This window comes from Paraburkholderia sp. J8-2, from assembly GCF_905220195.1.
Classification (GTDB): Bacteria; Pseudomonadota; Gammaproteobacteria; order Burkholderiales; family Burkholderiaceae; genus Paraburkholderia.
In genome coordinates this window covers 156018-171651 of record NZ_CAJMZA010000007.1, presented here as the reverse complement: position 1 = coordinate 171651, position 15634 = coordinate 156018, and the positions used below count along the sequence as shown (strand labels likewise).

Below are 15634 nucleotides of genomic sequence, written 5' to 3'. Positions count from 1 at the left end.
ACACCACCGCTTTTTGGGGGGGGGCGGCGTCGAGCGCTTGGCCTGCCCTTGGCGCTGGGGCGGAGGAAATCGTGTCAGAAAGGCTGGCTCGGGGGGCCAGCGCCGCGCCGACAGGGTTGGCGATCCGTGCAACGGTCGCGTCCCGCGGGTATTCCAGCCCCCTCACATCAGGTAGGTTTTTGCCGCGTGCTCCCTGAAACACTGCTGTCAGACGGGGCCGGTGCGCCGTAAAAGGGGCGCGCCGGAGGCGTCCGCTTTACCCGATTCCATTCGATGCGGCAAACATAAAGAGGAGACATGCATGCGAGGTTTCAGCAAGGGCAAAGGCATTTGCGGCGTTACGCTGGCCCTGGTGGCAGGCAGTGCGGCGGCGCAGTCGAGCGTCACGCTGTATGGCGTGGCGGACACGTTTTACCAGTACCTCGACAACGGCGGCAAGCATTCGTATTCGATGCGCAGCGGCGGCAACACGGGATCGATGGTGGGCCTGAAGGGCAACGAGGATCTCGGCAACGGCGTGAAGGCCGTATTCGATCTCGAGAATGGTTTCAACGTCAACAACGGTACTTTCTTCGCGGACTCGACCGCGTTGTTCTACCGGCAGGCGTGGGTCGGCCTCGCCGCTGACAAATATGGTTCGCTCACTTTCGGCCGCCAGTATCAGCCGACGTTCTGGGCCGTCTATCCGACCGATCCGTTCCGCGCCAACGAGATTCTTTCTCCGCTGTCCGCAGCGGTGCTGGCGGTCGACCGCAACACGCTTTCGACGCAGTCCCCGACCGGGCGCACGAGCAACTCAGTGCTCTACAAGTCGCCAAATGTCGGAGGATTCCAGTTCTACGGCATGTACGGGCTGGCCGCGACGGTCACGCAGCCGGTGCCTGAGAGCATTGGCAACACGCTCGATCTGGCCGCGACCTATTCGGGCTATGGGCTCTACGCCGCCATCGGGTATCAGTTCCAGCATCCGGGCACGGAGACCGTGCCAGGCCTGCCTGCCGCGCTGAACCTCGTCGGTACCGAGCACTTCCTCGGCGCGCTCGGCTACCGCATCGGCATTGTGAATCTGCAGTTCAACTATTCGTACAGCAAACCGAAAGACCCCGCTGCGCATTCTTTGGCCGCGCTGCTGGGAACGGCCAGGTCGAACAGCATCATCGAGTTTGGCGCGACGATCCAGGCGAGCGCGGCCGACACCATCGAGATTGCCGGAATCGAGCGCGACGTGCGCGGCGTGCACGACAACACGATCGGCGTCCAGATCGGCGCGGACCACAGTCTCTCCAAGCGCACGTCGCTGTATATGCGCGCGGGCTACCTGAAGAACAATGGCCAGGCGACGATGAGCTGGCCGGGCATTTCGGTGACGACTGCAGGCACGAATCAGACGCTCGTCGTGCTCGGCATGACCCATCGTTTCTGATTCCGGCAAGTCAGGACTTCTGCCGCTTTGCGCGGCGGGGGAAATTCCAGAGCCAACCACAAGAAGAGACCTACATGAAATTCCATCGAATTGGCGGGTGCGTCGTGGGTGCGTTGATCGTCGCCGCGTCGCTTCACGCTCACGCGCAGAGCAGTGGCGCCGCGCCGGCTGTCGTTGCGTCGGCGGGCGCGTCTACGCCGGTGCAGGCGAAGGCGAAGGCCGCAGACAGGGCATTGCGAAAGCGCGTGCTGACTGCGCTCGGCAAGGCAAAGGGACTCCGTGCCAGCGGCGTGACGGTGCGGGTGAACAATGGCGCCGTCACACTACAAGGATGGGTGCCGGAACAGGCACAGATCGAGCGGGCCGCTGACATCGCGCAGAGCGTGCCTGGCGTGACAGCGGTGAAGAACGAGTTGACGCTGTCGACATTCTGATCGGGGCAGGCGTCATGCGCTGACGCAGCGAAGGGCGAAATGACGAACGGGACCGCGAGGTCCCGTTTTTCATGATCAGTCATCCTGATGAATCACGCCGACGTAATCGACTTGCACTCGAGGAATTCCGCGAGACCGGCTGCGCCGAACTCGCGCCCGTTACCCGAGCGCTTGTAGCCGCCGAATGGCGCGGCAAGGTCGAACGACGCGCCGTTGATCAGCACCGTACCGGCGCGCAGCCTTGCAGCGACGCGCTGCGCGCGGGCCGGATCGCCCGATGCGACGTAGGCGGCAAGGCCATATTCGGTGTCGTTTGCGATTTCGATAGCCTGCGCTTCGCTCGTGTAGGGAATGATCGCGAGAACCGGCCCGAAGATTTCCTCACGGGCGATCTGCATGTCGTTGCGCACATCCGCGAACACGGTTGGCTTCGCGAAAAAGCCCCGTTCGACGCCCTGCGGGCGGCCGGGTCCGCCTGCCACGAGGCGCGCGCCTTCGTCGATGCCGGTCTGAATCATGCGCTGGACTTTTTCGTACTGCGAGCGGTTCGAGATCGGCCCGAGTTTCGTTGCCGGGTCGTCGGGGTTTCCGACCGCAATCGCGTTCGCCACACCCGCCGCAATCGCGACAGCCTGCTCGTAGAGGCCCGCCGGCACCAGCATGCGGGTCGGCGCGATGCAGGTCTGGCCAGCGTTCATCATGCATTGCATGACACCCGTCGCCACGGCCGTCTTGAGATCGGCGTCGTCGAGAATCAGGAGCGGCGACTTGCCGCCAAGTTCCTGTGTCACGCGCTTGACCGTCGGCGCGGCATTGATCGCGACTTCGACGCCGGCGCGCGTCGAGCCGGTAATCGACACGACGTCGACCGACGGATGCGAGGCGAGCCGTGCACCAACGACGCTCCCTTCGCCGAAGATCATGTTGAAGACACCGGGCGGCGTGTCCGCTTCATGCATGACTTCCGCGAGCATGATCGCGTCGAGCGGGGCGATTTCCGAAGGCTTCAGGACGACCGTGCAGCCCGCGGCGAGGGCGGGCGCGACCTTGGCCATGATCTGGTTCAGCGGCCAGTTCCACGGCGTGATCAGTGCGGCGACGCCGATAGGCTCGCGCTCGACGACGCTCCTGCCATGGTCGGTGCTGAACGCGAAATTGCGCAACGTGTCGATGGCCGCGTTCAGGTGGGCGAGGCCGAGCGGCGCTTGCAGAGTGCGTGCGAGCGTGATGGGCGCGCCGATCTCCTTGCGTACCGCCTGTGCCATGTCTTCGAGACGGGCCTGATAAATCCCGGCGATGCGCTCGAGCAACGCAATGCGTGTCTCGCGGCTCGTGGCGGACCAGGCGGGGAACGCCGCTCGTGCCGCACTGACGGCGCGATCGGCGTCGGCGCTCACGCCCATGGCGAGATAGCCTGCCGGTTCCTCCGTCACGGGGTCGACTCGTTGCAACGGCGTCGCGCCGTCGAGCGGCTCGACCCATGCGCCGCCGATATAAAACTGCTTGAGCGTATTCAAGGCGTACTTCCTTGTGGTTTGAGAAAAGAGGGCATGCGCCGCCTTTGCGCGGATGCGAGGACAGGACGCGAAGTGCAGGCGTGTCGATCGCCCGCAAGCGATCGACACGTTCAAAGATGGGGCGCGTGCGGTGCGCGGCCGCCGAGTCAGACCGCCGCAGCGACGGCGACCGGATCGAGGGCTTGCCTCGAACGATCGGGATGCAGCCAGCGCAACGACACGAGCGCGGCGACCACGAGCAGCACGGCGCCGAGGGCGAAGCCAAGCTCGTAAGCCTGTGCTGCGCTGCCGCTGCGCGTCTGCACGAGGTGGCCTATGACCACGGGGGCGATGGCCGCGCCCAGGCTGGAAATGGCGGTCTGGATCGCAACCAGTGCGCCGCGCTGCCCTGCGGGCACGACTTCGGCGAGCAGGGGCGGTGCGAGCGAAAAACAAAGCGTAGGCAACGCGGCTGCGATCGCGTAGAGCATCACCTTCTGAACCGGCGAAAGCGCAACGAGCAACAACACCGCGTAAAGCAGGCTGCCCGCAACAAATGCGCCCGCAATCAGTTGAGCCCGCGCGCGGCGCGTGGAGATGCCGCGTTCCACCATCTTTTGCGACACCCAGCTCAAGCCGATGTTGATGGGCGAAGCCGTGCCGATGATCAGCGCGAACCAGCGCCCGGAGGCGAGGCTGGAGAATCCCAGGCCTTTTTCGAGGTAGGTGGGCAACCACGCAATCCCCTGGCCAAGCGACCAGTAAGCCGCAAATCCGAGCAGAAGAATCGACAGCACAGAGGGGTCGGTCAGGATGCGCCGGTACGGAAGGCGTTCGCCCTGAGCCGCTGCATGGCCCGCGCGACGCTGTGCGTCGAGCGGCCCTTCTCGTCCGAAGCAGAGCCACAGCACGCTCCACGCCGCGCCGATTGCCGCGAGCAGCAGGAAATTGCTGCGCCAGCCCCACATCCGGGTGATCGCCGGAATGCCGAGCCCGGCCACCAGCAGCCCAAGCACGGCGCCCTGATTGACGACGGCCACCGGCAGTCCGCGCTTGGAGTCGGGGAACCACTTGAAGAGCGCGTGGACCGATGTCGGGAAGGACGGGCCTTCGGCGGCGCCAAGGATCACGCGGCACGCGAGCAAGGCCGAAGCGCTGGTCGTGAGCGCCTGCGGAATCTGCATCACGGCCCAACTGATGCCCATGGCGAGCAGCAGCCAGCGGGTGCGTACGCGATTGGCGAGAAAGCCGACACCAATCGTCGAGGCCGAGAACAGCCAGAAGAAGCTGCCGGCAATCACGCCGAACTGCTGCGGCGACAGATGCAGATCGGCGACCAGCGGCACGGCGATCATGCCGAGCACGATCTTGTCGAGAAAATTGATCAGCGCGAGGGCAGTCAGCAAAAGCGTCATGGTCCAGGCTGAGCGCGGCTCATAGCTGGGGGATTCGGTCATGGAAAGTCCCGGTATCAGGTTAGCGGCGCGACTGCGATCAGGCGTAGCTATCCGACAAGATGTCCGCCGCCTTGTGTGCTGCCCCGAGTACGGTGCGGCACTCCCTGACCATGCGCGACACCAGGTCCTCGCAGGACGGAATATCGTCAATCAAGGCGATCGCCTGGCTGGCGCAAATCAGGCCGCCGTGAACATCGCCGGAACCCATGGCCGCGCGTCCCCGGCTGCCGGCCAGCAGGTGCTGGAGATCTTCGTAGGTGGCGCCGCCGGGGCGATGCTCCATCGCGACGATCTCCTGAGCCACGGCGTTCCGGTAGAAACGGCCCGTATGCTTCAACGTTCTCTTGATGAGGATGGTGTCGCGTTCGTTTGCCGCCAGTAGCGCCTGCTTCACGTTTTCGTGGATCGGCGACTCCTTCGTCATCATGAAGCGCGTGCCGATATTCACGCCGTCTGCGCCCAGAGTCAGCGCGGCCGCGATGCCGCGGCCATCGCAAATGCCGCCAGACGCGAGGATGGGGGCCTTCAGCCGGTCGGCCGCAAGCGGCAGCAGGACCAGTCCCGGCACGTCGTCCTCGCCTGGGTGGCCGGCTGCCTCGAACCCGTCGATCGAAACGATATCGGCGCCATAGCGCTCCGCGGAAAGGGCATGTCGAATGGACGTGCACTTGTGGATGATCGTGATCCCATGTTCCTTGAATGCTTCGATCAGTGCGCGTGGATTATTGCCCGCGGTCTCGACGATTTTGACGCCGCTGTCGATGATCGCGCGAATCCAGTCGTCGTACGTTACGTCTTTGGCTGAGAACGAGAGCGTGAGGTTCACGCCGAATGGCTTGCCGGTGAGTGCGCGGGTCCGGTCGATCTCGTGACGCAATGCATCGGGAGAAGGCTGGGTGCGTGCAGTGACCATGCCGAGGGCGCCGGCATTCGAGACCGCCGCAGCAAGCTCGGCGCGGCCTACCCACTGCATGCCGCCCTGGACGATCGGATATTGGATGCCGAGCCGTTCCGATATTCTGGTTTTCACCGTCTGTCTCCCTCATTTCGTAATCGGACTGATGAGACACGTCGAGTGCGCGCCCCTCCACTGCAATGAGCGTAGCAGCGAGCGGCTGCGCGGTTCCCACCCGCCTGCGGTGGGCCGGCGTGCAAGCCGCGCACCACGTTTCGTGCTGCGTGGCGTTCGCAATGGAGGGCCCCCATTCGCGGGTGGGGAGCGCGGCGGGACGCACGCCAATAATGGGCTCATCGCGTATCGCTGCAGCCCAGGATGCCTTATGAACGCTCGACCAACACCGCTTCGACACGCAACGCTCGTTATCGACGACGGCGTAGCCGTCTTCACGCATCAGCGCCCCGAGGCCCGCAATGCGTTGTCGGCGGAGTTGCTTGAAGACTATTCGGACATGCTCGACGCCGTAGAGGGCGACAGCGGCGTGCGCGTACTGGTCTTGACGGGCTCCGGCGGCAGCTTTTGTGCGGGCGGCGATCTCAAGTCGCTCAAGGCGGCGCGCGCCCAGCCGCCAGACGCCATTCGCCGTCGTGTGATGAACGCGCACGGCTGGCTGCAGCGGCTGCGCAACCTCGAAATGCCGGTGATTGCCGCGGTGGACGGCGCGGCCATTGGGGCTGGCTTTTCAATCGCGCTGGCTGCGGACTTCATCCTGGCGTCGTCGCGGGCGCTCTTTTCCTTGTCGTTCGCCAGAGTGGGGCTCGTGCCCGACCTGGGCGCGGCCTATATCCTGCCGCGCCTCGTGGGCCTGGCTGTCGCGAAGGAACTGGTCCTGACCGCGCGCCGGGTCGATGCAAACGAGGCAAAGCAGCTCGGCATCGTGCATGCGATTCACTCCCCCGAAGCACTCGCCGAGGAAGCCCACGCTTTTGCGCGCAGATTCGTCGCGGGACCACGCGAAGCGATGGGGTTCAGCAAGCGCTTGCTCAACATGAGTTTCGAATCGCCGTACCCGTTGCTCGCCGAACTGGAGGGGGCGACTCAGGCCCTCGCTTCCAGCCTTGCTTATCACACCGCGGCGGTCACCGCGTTTCTCGAAGGCCAACCGCCCGCCTACGACTGGGATCGCCAACGCGGCGCATGAACAAGGGCGGCATGTGCGCAACGCCGACGCGACGTCATCCCGTTCGCGTTCGCGACGACAAAACGAGCCCGCCATCGAGTTTCAGCGGCGGGCAGCAGACAAATAGGGAGGAGCAGACAACATGGATCTCGGATTAGCCGGAAAGGTGGCGCTCGTCACGGGCAGCGGCCGGGGGATCGGGGCTGAAATCGCGCGCACGTTTGCGCGCGAAGGCGCGCGTGTCGTGGTTTCGGATATCGACCTCGCCGCCGCCGGGCAGGTGGCCGCCGCGCTGAACGCAGGCGGCGCGCAAGCCATCGCGGCGCGCTGTGACGTGTGCAGCAAGGACGAGGTGGCGAAGATGGTCGCGAACGCCACCGAAGCCTTCGGCGGTGTGGATATTCTCGTCAACAACGCCGGATTCAATAAGGACCGCTATCTGACGAAGATGGACGAGACCGAGTGGGACGCCGTCGTCGATACGATCCTCAAGGGCGCGTTTCACTGCAGCCGCGCCGTGCTGCCGGGCATGATGGCGCGCAAGTGGGGGCGTATCGTCAATATCTCGTCGCGCTCGGTGTTCGGTAATCCTGGTCAGACCAACTACAGCACGGCGAAGCTCGGCCTGGTCGGCTTCACGCGGGCGCTCTCGCTCGAGCAGGCGAAATTCGGCATCACGGTGAACGCCATTGCACCGGGTTTCGTTGAAACCGAATTGATGCGTGCCAACCCGACCTACGAAACGCTGCGCGATACGGCGGTCGCAAAGAATCCCGTCGGCTTCCTCGGCGCTCCCGACGACATCGCCTCGGCCACCGCGTTCATGGCCTCCGAGCGTGCACGCTACATCACCGGCGTCACGCTGTACGTGACAGGCGGACGCTTCTCTTCGTGATACGCCACGCGCGCATCAAGCTATTGAACAGGACGACTACCGATGGACTTCGAATTCGACGCGGATCAGATCACGCTGCGTGACAGCATTCGCCGTTACATGCGCAAGGAAGTGGCGCCAAGGATCGACGCGTGCGAGAAGGCGCGCGGCATCCCGCTCGACCTCCTTGCAGGCGTCAGCCAGTTTGGCTATATCGGCGGATTGTTGCCGGAAGAGGCGGGCGGAATGGGCCTCGACTTCGTCACGTGGGCGATGATGCTGGAGGAGGCCGGTTACTTCTGGGGCTCGTTGCGCACGATCGTCAACATCACGAACGTGTTCCTGCGACTCGTGAGCGAATACGGCACGCCAGAACAGAAGACCCGCTTTCTCGAGCCCGTTCTCGCTTCGCAAAAGGCCGTGTGCGTGGCGTTCAGCGAGCCGAATCACGGCTCGAACCCGGCCGGCGTCGAAACGCGGGCGCAAGACAAGGGCGACCACTACCTGCTCAACGGCAGCAAGCTCTGGATCACCAACGGCGTAGCGGCCGACTACGTCATCGTGCTCGCGCGGACATACAGCGCGACGTCGGACGGCGGCCACACGCTGTTCCTGCTCGACAAGTCGGTCACCCCGATCGACGCGCGCCTGGTCGACAAGATGGTGCTCAAGGCTTCCGGTACGTCCGAACTCTTTCTGGAAAACGTTCGCATTCCAAAGGAAAACAGACTGGGCGACGAAGGAAGCGCACTCAAGTCGATGGCGATCGGCCTCAACTACGGCCGCATGAATATCGCCATGGGTGCGGTCGGCGCGGCACAGGCGGCGCTCGATCTGTCGATCGAATACGCGAAAACACGCAAGCAGTTCGGCAAGCCCATCGGGCAATTCCAGCTCGTGCAGAAGCATATCGTCGACATGATGGTTCGCACCGAAGCGGCGCGCGCGCTCGGCTACAAGGCGGCGGTCTCGCTGCAAAAAGGGCTGCCGTCGCGAGTCGAATGTTCGATCGCGAAGCTCTACGCGGCGGAGGCGGCGCACGAGGTTGCGCGCATCGCGATCGCCGTGCACGGTGGTCTCGGCTACTCGACCGAGTACCCGCTCGAGCGGATTTTCCGCGACACGAGCGGCGGCGTCATTCCGGAAGGAACAGCCGAAGTGCAGACGCTCATCGTGGGCCGCGAAGTGCTCGGCATGTCGGCGATCACCTGAGGAGCCGCGATGACAACGATGAACAGCGTGCATCCCGGCTCGCTTGGCGCCATGCGCTACTACTGGGAAGACATGGAGCCTGGCCTGCAGTTCGAGACATCGAGCCGGACCGTGACAGAAGCGGATGTCGTGAGCTTCGCCGCGCTGAGCGCCGACTATAACCGCGTGCACGTGGACGCCGAGTATGCGGCAGGCACGTCATGGGGCAAGCGTATCGCGCACGGCATGCTGGTCGCCTCGATCATGTCCGGGCTCAATACGCGCACGATCGTCAACCAGCTGCTCGAGCCCTCGCTCATCGGCATGCTGGAGGTGAGCTATCGCTTCCCTAAGCCCACGCTGATCGGCGACACCATCAAGGCGCGGATCGAAGTGACAGGACGGCGCGAAACGTCGAACCCTGCGCATGGGATCGTCGAATTTCGCCGCGTGGCCATCAACCAGCACGGCGACGCCGTGTGCGAGTGCCAGGTGAAGATGATGGTCGGCAGGCGGCCGGCCGCACATTGAATACGGAACGCATCATGATCAAGACGGAAATTGGCTACACCACGATCGACAAGATCACCGTGCGCGGACGCGACCTGTCGAACGAGATTCTCCCGACGATGGACTTCGTCGACACGATGATGCTGACGATCCTGAACCGCGTGCCGAGCGTAGAGGAGAAGCGGATGATCAATCTCATCCTCGTGACCGCTTGCGACCACGGCCTCACGCCTAGCGCGATGAGCGCACGCCTGACCTACCTCGGTGCGCCCGAGGCGATGCAGGCGGCTGTTGCGGCAGGCCTGCTCGGCGCGGGCAGCGTGTTTCTCGGCACTACGCAGAATTCAGCCGAACTGCTGATCGAAGCGGCGAAGCATCTGGCCGACGACGCGAACGACGAGGCGATTCTCGAGTGTGCGCGCACAACCGTGCAGCGGGCAAAGGAAAAGAAGCAGCCGATCTATGGCGTGGGACATCCGATCCACGTGAACGGCGACCCGCGTGTGCCGACGCTTGCTGCGGTGTCGCGCGAGAACGGCTTCTTCGGCAAGCACTGGCGGCTCATGTACGCCATCGAAAGCGTGTTCCGCGAGGAGCTGGGCAAGTCGCTGCCGATCAACGCGGTCGGTGCGATCGGCGCGATCATCGGCGACATGGGCCTCGATCCGCTGCTGGCGCGCGGCTTCATGCTCGTGGGGCGCGCGGCAGGGTTGATCGGCCACCTCTATGAAGAGCGGCAGAATCCGGTCGGGCAGTCGCTGTGGGATCTCGTTCTGAACCAGGACCCGCGCAACGAGATCCCAATGCGCGCGCCGAAAAACGCGCGCTAGCGCAAGGCAGGCCGCCCGACAAGCGAGCGCAAGTGTCGAGTGTCGGCGCGCAATGAAAAGAGGAGTGCAAATGAGACTGAATTATTCGGCGGAAGACCTTGCGTTTCGCGACGAGGTCAGACGTTTTGTCCGAGCAAACTTGCCGGATTCGCTTCGCAACAAGGTGCTGGGGCACCATCATCTCGGGCGCGACGAGCAGGTGCAGTGGCAGAAAATCCTGCATCAGCGCGGCTGGGGCGCGCCGGGCTGGCCAACGTCGCTTGGCGGCACCGGATGGACGACGTTGCAGCGGCACCTGTTCGAAGTGGAATGCGCGATTGCGGGAGCGCCGCGGCAGTTGCCGTTTGGCCTGAGCATGATCGGCCCTGTTTTGATCAAGTTCGGCAACGAGGCGCAACAGAAGCGCTTTTTGCCGCGCATCGTTTCGTGCGACGACTGGTGGTGCCAGGGCTACTCGGAGCCCGGCGCGGGTTCGGACCTGGCCTCGCTGAAAACGCGGGCGGTCCGCTCGGGCGACCACTATGTCGTCAACGGCCAGAAGACCTGGACTTCGTTTGCGCAGCACGCGAACTGGATTTTCTGTCTGGTGCGAACCGATCCGCAGGCCAAGCCGCAGTCCGGAATTTCGCTGCTGCTGATCGACATGAACACACCGGGCATTACCGTGCGCCCGATCACGACGTTAGAAGGGGCAAGCGACGTCAACGAGGTCTGGTTCGACGACGTCAAGGTGCCGCTCGAAAACCTGGTTGGCGAAGAGAACGCTGGCTGGACCTACGCGAAATATCTGCTCGGCCATGAGCGCACCGCGATTGCGGGTCTTGGCAATTGCCGTCGCGAGCTTGGCTTGCTGAAAGCGTTTGCGAGCCGGGTGCAGCAGGGCGGCGAGCCGTTGATTTCCGATATCCGCGTGCGGGAAAAAATTGCGCGAATCGAAATGGAAATCATGGCGCTCGAGATGCTGCTGTTGCGCGTCGCCACCGAGGCGCGCAGCCGGACTGCGGGGCCAGAGGCTTCGATCCTCAAGATTCGCGGCTCGGAACTTCAGCAGGAGATTTCGGCGCTTCAGCTCGACGTCATGGGCCCCGACGCGTGGCCGTATGCGCCCGCGTGGCTCACGGGCGACTTCGACGGCTGGACGCCCTCGACGCTCCACGGCCCGGGGGCGGCAAGCAGCTATCTGGAAATGCGCAAGCCGACCATTTATGGCGGCACGAACGAAGTGCAACGAGAGATCATCGCGAAGGCGATCCTCGAACAGTGAGGCATCCACATGGACTTTTCCTATACCGAAGAACAGCGCCAGCTGTCCGATAGCCTGCGACGCTTTGTCGAAAGCCGCTATACCGTCGAGCATCGTCGCAAGATCGCGCGAGAGCACGACAGCTTTTGCCGGGACGCGTGGCGCTCGTACGCCGAGTTCGGCGTGCTCGGGTTGACCATACCGGAGGCCTACGGCGGCTTCGACGGCAAGGCGACCGACACCTTTGTCGTGCAGTACGAGGCCGGTCGCGCGCTGCTGCTGGAGCCGATCATCGCGAGCAGCGTGGTGAGCGCGGATCTCTTCGCGCAATACGGCGGCGATGCGATGAAGGAGGCCTGGCTTCCCGCACTCGCCGACGGCAGCAAGATCGTCACGCCGGCCTGGCAGGAGCGCAACGCGCGCTACGGTTTCGATGCTCCGCAAACCAGGGCTTCGGCCGTGGAGGGCGGCTACCGGCTCGACGGTTGCAAGCTCCACGTCTGGCATGGCGGCGTGGCGGATGCTTTCATCGTTCCCGCATGGAATGCGGCGGTGGAGGCCGTCACGCTGTTCGTCGTACGGGCCAGCGCGGCGGGCGTGACGGTTCGCACGTATCCGACCGTGGACGGCCAGAGCGCAGCCGAAGTCACGTTCGAGTCGGTGTTCGTCGTGCCCGGAGATGTCCTCGGCGACCCGCGCGCGGGCGTCGAGATGCTGCAGGCTGGGCTCGATCGCGGCATCGCGGCGCTGTGCGCGGCTTCAGTGGGCGCGATGGACAAGCTGATCGAGGCGACGGCCGAGTATCTGCGCACTCGCAAACAGTTCGGACAACCGCTCGCGGCATTCCAGGCGCTGCGTCACCGTCTTGCGGAAATGCTGGTGCAGAAGGAGCTTGCACTCTCGATGGCGCACCTTGCGGCCGCGGCGATGGAATCGGCGCCATCGGAACGGCGCAAGATGATCTCGGCGGCGAAAGTGATCGTCGCGAAGGCGGGGCGCTTCGTGGGCCAGCACGCGATCCAGCTGCATGGCGGCATTGGCGTGACGGCGGAACTCGTGGTCGGCGACTACTTCAAGTTCCTGATGGCCGCGGGGCAGCTGTTCGGGGACGCCGATCACCACATGGACGCATTCGCGCGCTTGCCGTTTGAGGAGTCGGCCGAGGCGGCCAGCGTGGCGTGACGCCATGCGTGACACGATGCCGGCAACACCGGCATCTCGTGCGTCTGTGCGGCATGCGCTTTCGAGCTTGAAGACCCGTTGCACGCATGCCGCCCATACCGAAGCCTGTGTGGCCGCTCAAGCGTTGGCGCCGCCGTCAACGGTGAGCGTGGCGCCCGTCACGTAACTGGCGTTGGCGCTCGCGAGGAAGACCACGGCTTGCGCAATGTCTTCGCCTTTGCCGTAGTCGCCGGTAGCCGTCAGCGATTTCAGCGTCGGTCCGAACGGACCTTCCACCGGGTTCATGTCGGTATTGATGGAGCCGGGCTGGACGAGATTTGCGGTAATGCCTTGCGGGCCCAGTTCTCTCGCCAGCCCCTGGGTGAACGCAACAAGCGCGGACTTGGAACTCGCGTATACGCCGAGCAGCGAGGCCGGGACCCGGTCGGCGAAGTAACTGCCGATTGAAATAATCCGCCCTCCCGCCCCCAGGTGGGGGATTGCGGCCTTCGCGGCCACGATAGGCGCGCGCACATTGACGTTGAGCGTCGCGTCGATGTCTTCGAGGGAAATATCCTTGACATCGCCCATCCGAAGAATACCGGCGTTGTTCACGAGGATATCGAGCCCACCTAATGCTTCGACGGTCTTCTGCACGGACGCCTGGACTGCCGACGCATTGGCGCTATCCGCCTGGATGGCGACACCGCGCCGGCCTTCCGCCTCGATCGCCTTTACAACGCTCGCGGCCTGCTCTGCCGACTTTTCATAGGTGATCGCCACATCTGCGCCCGCGGCCGCTAGTGCCTTTGCGATTGCAGCACCGATACCGCGGCTTGCTCCGGTGACCAGAGCGCGTTTGCCATTGAGTGTCATTTCAATCTCCATTGCGTGATGGTTAATACAGTCAGTTATGCGAAAAGACCTTGGATCTCGGAATACGGCAGGGGATGGCTATCGAGAGCTTCAAAACGGCCGCTTTCCAGAAAGTCTTGTGCGAGGGTCTTCGCCTTCGCGAGCACGGCTTGCGAAATGGCGCTACCTGCACTTAAGCGCCGCACGCGCAGTTTTCCGAGCGTCGTTGCGTCGGCGAGTCCTGGTACGGCCATGACGTTAAGCGGCAAGCGAATGGCGCCGACGATCGTTTCGATATCGGATGACCGCGCGAGCGCCGGAAGGAAAAGACCGTCCGCGCCGGCTGACGCATACAGGTTGCCGCGAGCGATCGACTCTTCCGGCTGCTTCGATGGTTCAGCGAGCCGTGCAAGAAATACGTCGCTGCGCGCGTTGACGAAGAGATCCGAGCCCGATTTCGCAACGGCATTCCTGATCGTCTCGATCTTCAAGGCGAGAAGCGATGCCGGGTCTGTACCGTCTTCGATATTGATCCCGGCGACGCCAAGATCCACCAGCCGCATGACATGGCCTGCAACGGTTTTGGGATCGTCTGAATAGCCATGTTCGATATCGACCGACAAAGGCACGTTCAGCACGCGGATCATGCGTCGAACGCAAGCCGCGACCTCGTCGAACGGCAGCATGCGGCCGTCCGGGTATCCCAATGCCCATGCAAAGCCCGCGCTGGTCGTGGCGATTGCGGGGGACCCCAACGCCTCGATGAGACGTGCACTGCCGGCATCCCAGGCATTCGGCAGCCGAAGCGGCGAGGTATTGTCGTGCAACTGACGGAATGTGTTTGCGTAAGACATAGCTCTTTCCTTGTATCGGGATGGAAACTCAAGCCGCTACCGCGCGCTTTGCCGGGTTCGCAGACGCTGCAATGCGCCGCGTTGCGAGTTCGGAAACGAGAATCGCGATGACCACGGGAATGCTCGAGAGGTAGCCCAGGTTGTGACTGCCGATGACCGGGATCACGGCGGCGCCGAGCGCGCCCGCGATGGAGACACCCACATAAGTCGCCGAAGTATTCAGGCCTACCAGCACGGCGGTCATCGGCGGATTCAGGCTCGCAAGGCGGAACTGCTGCGGCACCAGCACGCCCCATGCACAGGCGCCCCAGATCGTGACAGCGATCGCTGCGCTCCAGAGGTGTGCTCCAGTGATCGGCATGGTGAGAATGACGATTGCAACAATGGCCAGCTTGATCATGACGACCTTGTGCGAACCGATCCTGTCGAGAATTCGCCCCGTCAGCAGATTCGAGCAGGTTCCCGCCAGGCCCCAAAGCACCAGCAGTCCACCGAGCACCGTGGCGCTGTGGCCAGTGGCACGGTCGAACACGACGGAGAAGTAGCTGAAGATGATGAAGGTGCCGATCTGGGCCAGCACCGTCGTCGTGAGCGTGAGTCCCACGCGGGAGTCGGTGAGCGGAGACAGGCGCTTGCTGAGGGAGATGGCCGGCGGCAGCGGCACTTCAGGCAAGAACGCCAGGATGCCGGCGAATGCGGCCGCGCCGAGTGCGGCGACGAGTACGAGCGTCCAGTGCCAGCTGGCGAGGCCGCCGATCACGGCGCCGATGGGCGAGCCCAGCGCGGTAGCGGTCGTCAAACCCGCCACGATGATGGACAACGCATAGCCACGACGCTCCGGCGGCACGAGCGATGCGCCCGTTCCGCTGGCAGTGGGCGAGAACATGGCTGCGCCCAGACCCGCGAGAGCGCGGGTGGCCAACGCGATGCCGAGATTCGGCGCCACGATGGTGCCGAGATTGGCGATCACGAACAAGCCGATGCCGCTGAGCAGCAGACGCTTTCGTGCGACGTTCGCGGCGAGCGCTGCAATGGTTGGGCCGAGAAGCGCATAGCTCAGTGCATAGACACTGATGAGCTGGCCCGCAGCGCCGATGCTGACGCCAAACGAGTGCGCGATTTCAGGCAGGATGCCCGCAAAGACGAAGCTATCGGTGCCGAGCGCGAACATGCCGAGTGAGAGTGTTAGAAGACGGCGATCCATGTCGACTTCTCCAGAAAAATGAGA

General features: G+C 63.9%; 15 protein-coding genes. 9 read left to right on the top strand and 6 right to left on the bottom strand.

Going from position 1 to position 15634, the window contains the following annotated elements; translation table 11 throughout:
* The first annotated feature begins 301 nt into the window (after window positions 1-301).
* Both U5A52_RS18295 and U5A52_RS18290 read left to right on the top strand, forming a co-directional pair.
* Window positions 302-1423 carry a porin gene (locus tag U5A52_RS18295; RefSeq protein WP_321935709.1) on the top strand — a complete coding sequence of 374 codons (1122 nt, stop codon included), beginning with the start codon at window positions 302-304 and terminating at the stop codon, window positions 1421-1423.
* A gap of 74 nt (window positions 1424-1497) precedes the next feature.
* Entirely contained in the window at window positions 1498-1857 is a 360-nt protein-coding gene (locus U5A52_RS18290) for a BON domain-containing protein (protein ID WP_321935707.1), read from the top strand.
* A gap of 92 nt (window positions 1858-1949) precedes the next feature.
* Here U5A52_RS18290 and U5A52_RS18285 read toward each other — a convergent pair whose 3' ends face one another.
* The 3 genes from U5A52_RS18285 to U5A52_RS18275 all read right to left on the bottom strand — a co-directional run bounded on the left by U5A52_RS18285 (window position 1950) and on the right by U5A52_RS18275 (window position 5840).
* Window positions 1950-3374, bottom strand: a complete 1425-nt coding sequence (locus U5A52_RS18285) for an aldehyde dehydrogenase family protein (RefSeq protein WP_321935706.1) — start codon at window positions 3372-3374, stop codon at window positions 1950-1952.
* Between the two features lie 146 nt (window positions 3375-3520).
* A complete protein-coding gene (locus U5A52_RS18280; protein ID WP_321935704.1) occupies window positions 3521-4810 on the bottom strand; it encodes an MFS transporter in 1290 nt (429 codons plus the stop codon).
* Between the two features lie 37 nt (window positions 4811-4847).
* Window positions 4848-5840: a nitronate monooxygenase gene (locus tag U5A52_RS18275; protein ID WP_321910633.1), complete on the bottom strand. Its 993-nt coding sequence runs from the start codon at window positions 5838-5840 to the stop codon at window positions 4848-4850.
* Between the two features lie 250 nt (window positions 5841-6090).
* Here U5A52_RS18275 and U5A52_RS18270 point away from each other — a divergent pair, with 250 nt between their 5' ends.
* From U5A52_RS18270 to U5A52_RS18240, 7 genes are all read left to right on the top strand, one after another.
* Window positions 6091-6909 carry an enoyl-CoA hydratase/isomerase family protein gene (locus U5A52_RS18270; RefSeq protein ID WP_321910634.1) on the top strand — a complete coding sequence of 273 codons (819 nt, stop codon included), beginning with the start codon at window positions 6091-6093 and terminating at the stop codon, window positions 6907-6909.
* A 121-nt stretch (window positions 6910-7030) separates the two neighbouring features.
* Entirely contained in the window at window positions 7031-7783 is a 753-nt protein-coding gene (locus tag U5A52_RS18265) for a 3-oxoacyl-ACP reductase FabG (protein ID WP_321910635.1), read from the top strand.
* Between the two features lie 42 nt (window positions 7784-7825).
* Entirely contained in the window at window positions 7826-8974 is a 1149-nt protein-coding gene (locus U5A52_RS18260) for an acyl-CoA dehydrogenase family protein (RefSeq protein ID WP_321910637.1), read from the top strand.
* Window positions 8975-8983: 9 nt separating this feature from the next.
* Complete coding sequence (locus U5A52_RS18255) at window positions 8984-9484, top strand: MaoC/PaaZ C-terminal domain-containing protein (protein ID WP_321935703.1); 501 nt, start codon at window positions 8984-8986, stop codon at window positions 9482-9484.
* Window positions 9485-9498: 14 nt separating this feature from the next.
* Window positions 9499-10293: a citryl-CoA lyase gene (locus U5A52_RS18250; protein WP_321935702.1), complete on the top strand. Its 795-nt coding sequence runs from the start codon at window positions 9499-9501 to the stop codon at window positions 10291-10293.
* Window positions 10294-10363: 70 nt separating this feature from the next.
* The gene (locus U5A52_RS18245; RefSeq protein WP_321910643.1) at window positions 10364-11557 is read left to right on the top strand and encodes an acyl-CoA dehydrogenase family protein; all 1194 of its coding nucleotides are present in this window, start codon (window positions 10364-10366) and stop codon (window positions 11555-11557) included.
* A gap of 9 nt (window positions 11558-11566) precedes the next feature.
* Window positions 11567-12718: an acyl-CoA dehydrogenase gene (locus tag U5A52_RS18240; RefSeq protein WP_321910645.1), complete on the top strand. Its 1152-nt coding sequence runs from the start codon at window positions 11567-11569 to the stop codon at window positions 12716-12718.
* A 117-nt stretch (window positions 12719-12835) separates the two neighbouring features.
* On the opposite strand, the gene U5A52_RS18235 is transcribed toward U5A52_RS18240, so the two are convergent.
* Genes U5A52_RS18235 through U5A52_RS18225 form a run of 3 tightly spaced genes read right to left on the bottom strand, consistent with a single transcriptional unit; the run spans window position 12836 to window position 15610 of the window.
* Complete coding sequence (locus U5A52_RS18235; protein WP_321935701.1) at window positions 12836-13573, bottom strand: SDR family oxidoreductase; 738 nt, start codon at window positions 13571-13573, stop codon at window positions 12836-12838.
* 35 nt (window positions 13574-13608) lie between these two features.
* The gene (locus tag U5A52_RS18230) at window positions 13609-14406 is read right to left on the bottom strand and encodes an isocitrate lyase/phosphoenolpyruvate mutase family protein (protein WP_321935700.1); all 798 of its coding nucleotides are present in this window, start codon (window positions 14404-14406) and stop codon (window positions 13609-13611) included.
* A gap of 28 nt (window positions 14407-14434) precedes the next feature.
* On the bottom strand, window positions 14435-15610 hold the full coding sequence (locus tag U5A52_RS18225) for an MFS transporter (protein WP_321910650.1): 1176 nt from the start codon (window positions 15608-15610) through the stop codon (window positions 14435-14437).
* Between the last annotated feature and the right edge of the window lie 24 nt (window positions 15611-15634).

What these genes read in the sequence shown, in the direction of transcription:
- U5A52_RS18240 (WP_321910645.1), top strand. Translation starts at nt 11,567, where the DNA reads ATGGACTTTTCCTATACCGAAGAACAGCGCCAGCTGTCCGATAGCCTG.
- U5A52_RS18230 (WP_321935700.1), bottom strand. Translation starts at nt 14,406, where the DNA reads ATGTCTTACGCAAACACATTCCGTCAGTTGCACGACAATACCTCGCCG.
- U5A52_RS18265 (WP_321910635.1), top strand. Translation starts at nt 7,031, where the DNA reads ATGGATCTCGGATTAGCCGGAAAGGTGGCGCTCGTCACGGGCAGCGGC.
- U5A52_RS18260 (WP_321910637.1), top strand. Translation starts at nt 7,826, where the DNA reads ATGGACTTCGAATTCGACGCGGATCAGATCACGCTGCGTGACAGCATT.
- U5A52_RS18235 (WP_321935701.1), bottom strand. Translation starts at nt 13,573, where the DNA reads ATGACACTCAATGGCAAACGCGCTCTGGTCACCGGAGCAAGCCGCGGT.
- U5A52_RS18270 (WP_321910634.1), top strand. Translation starts at nt 6,091, where the DNA reads ATGAACGCTCGACCAACACCGCTTCGACACGCAACGCTCGTTATCGAC.
- U5A52_RS18290 (WP_321935707.1), top strand. Translation starts at nt 1,498, where the DNA reads ATGAAATTCCATCGAATTGGCGGGTGCGTCGTGGGTGCGTTGATCGTC.
- U5A52_RS18255 (WP_321935703.1), top strand. Translation starts at nt 8,984, where the DNA reads ATGACAACGATGAACAGCGTGCATCCCGGCTCGCTTGGCGCCATGCGC.
- U5A52_RS18225 (WP_321910650.1), bottom strand. Translation starts at nt 15,610, where the DNA reads ATGGATCGCCGTCTTCTAACACTCTCACTCGGCATGTTCGCGCTCGGC.
- U5A52_RS18280 (WP_321935704.1), bottom strand. Translation starts at nt 4,810, where the DNA reads ATGACCGAATCCCCCAGCTATGAGCCGCGCTCAGCCTGGACCATGACG.
- U5A52_RS18295 (WP_321935709.1), top strand. Translation starts at nt 302, where the DNA reads ATGCGAGGTTTCAGCAAGGGCAAAGGCATTTGCGGCGTTACGCTGGCC.
- U5A52_RS18250 (WP_321935702.1), top strand. Translation starts at nt 9,499, where the DNA reads ATGATCAAGACGGAAATTGGCTACACCACGATCGACAAGATCACCGTG.
- U5A52_RS18245 (WP_321910643.1), top strand. Translation starts at nt 10,364, where the DNA reads ATGAGACTGAATTATTCGGCGGAAGACCTTGCGTTTCGCGACGAGGTC.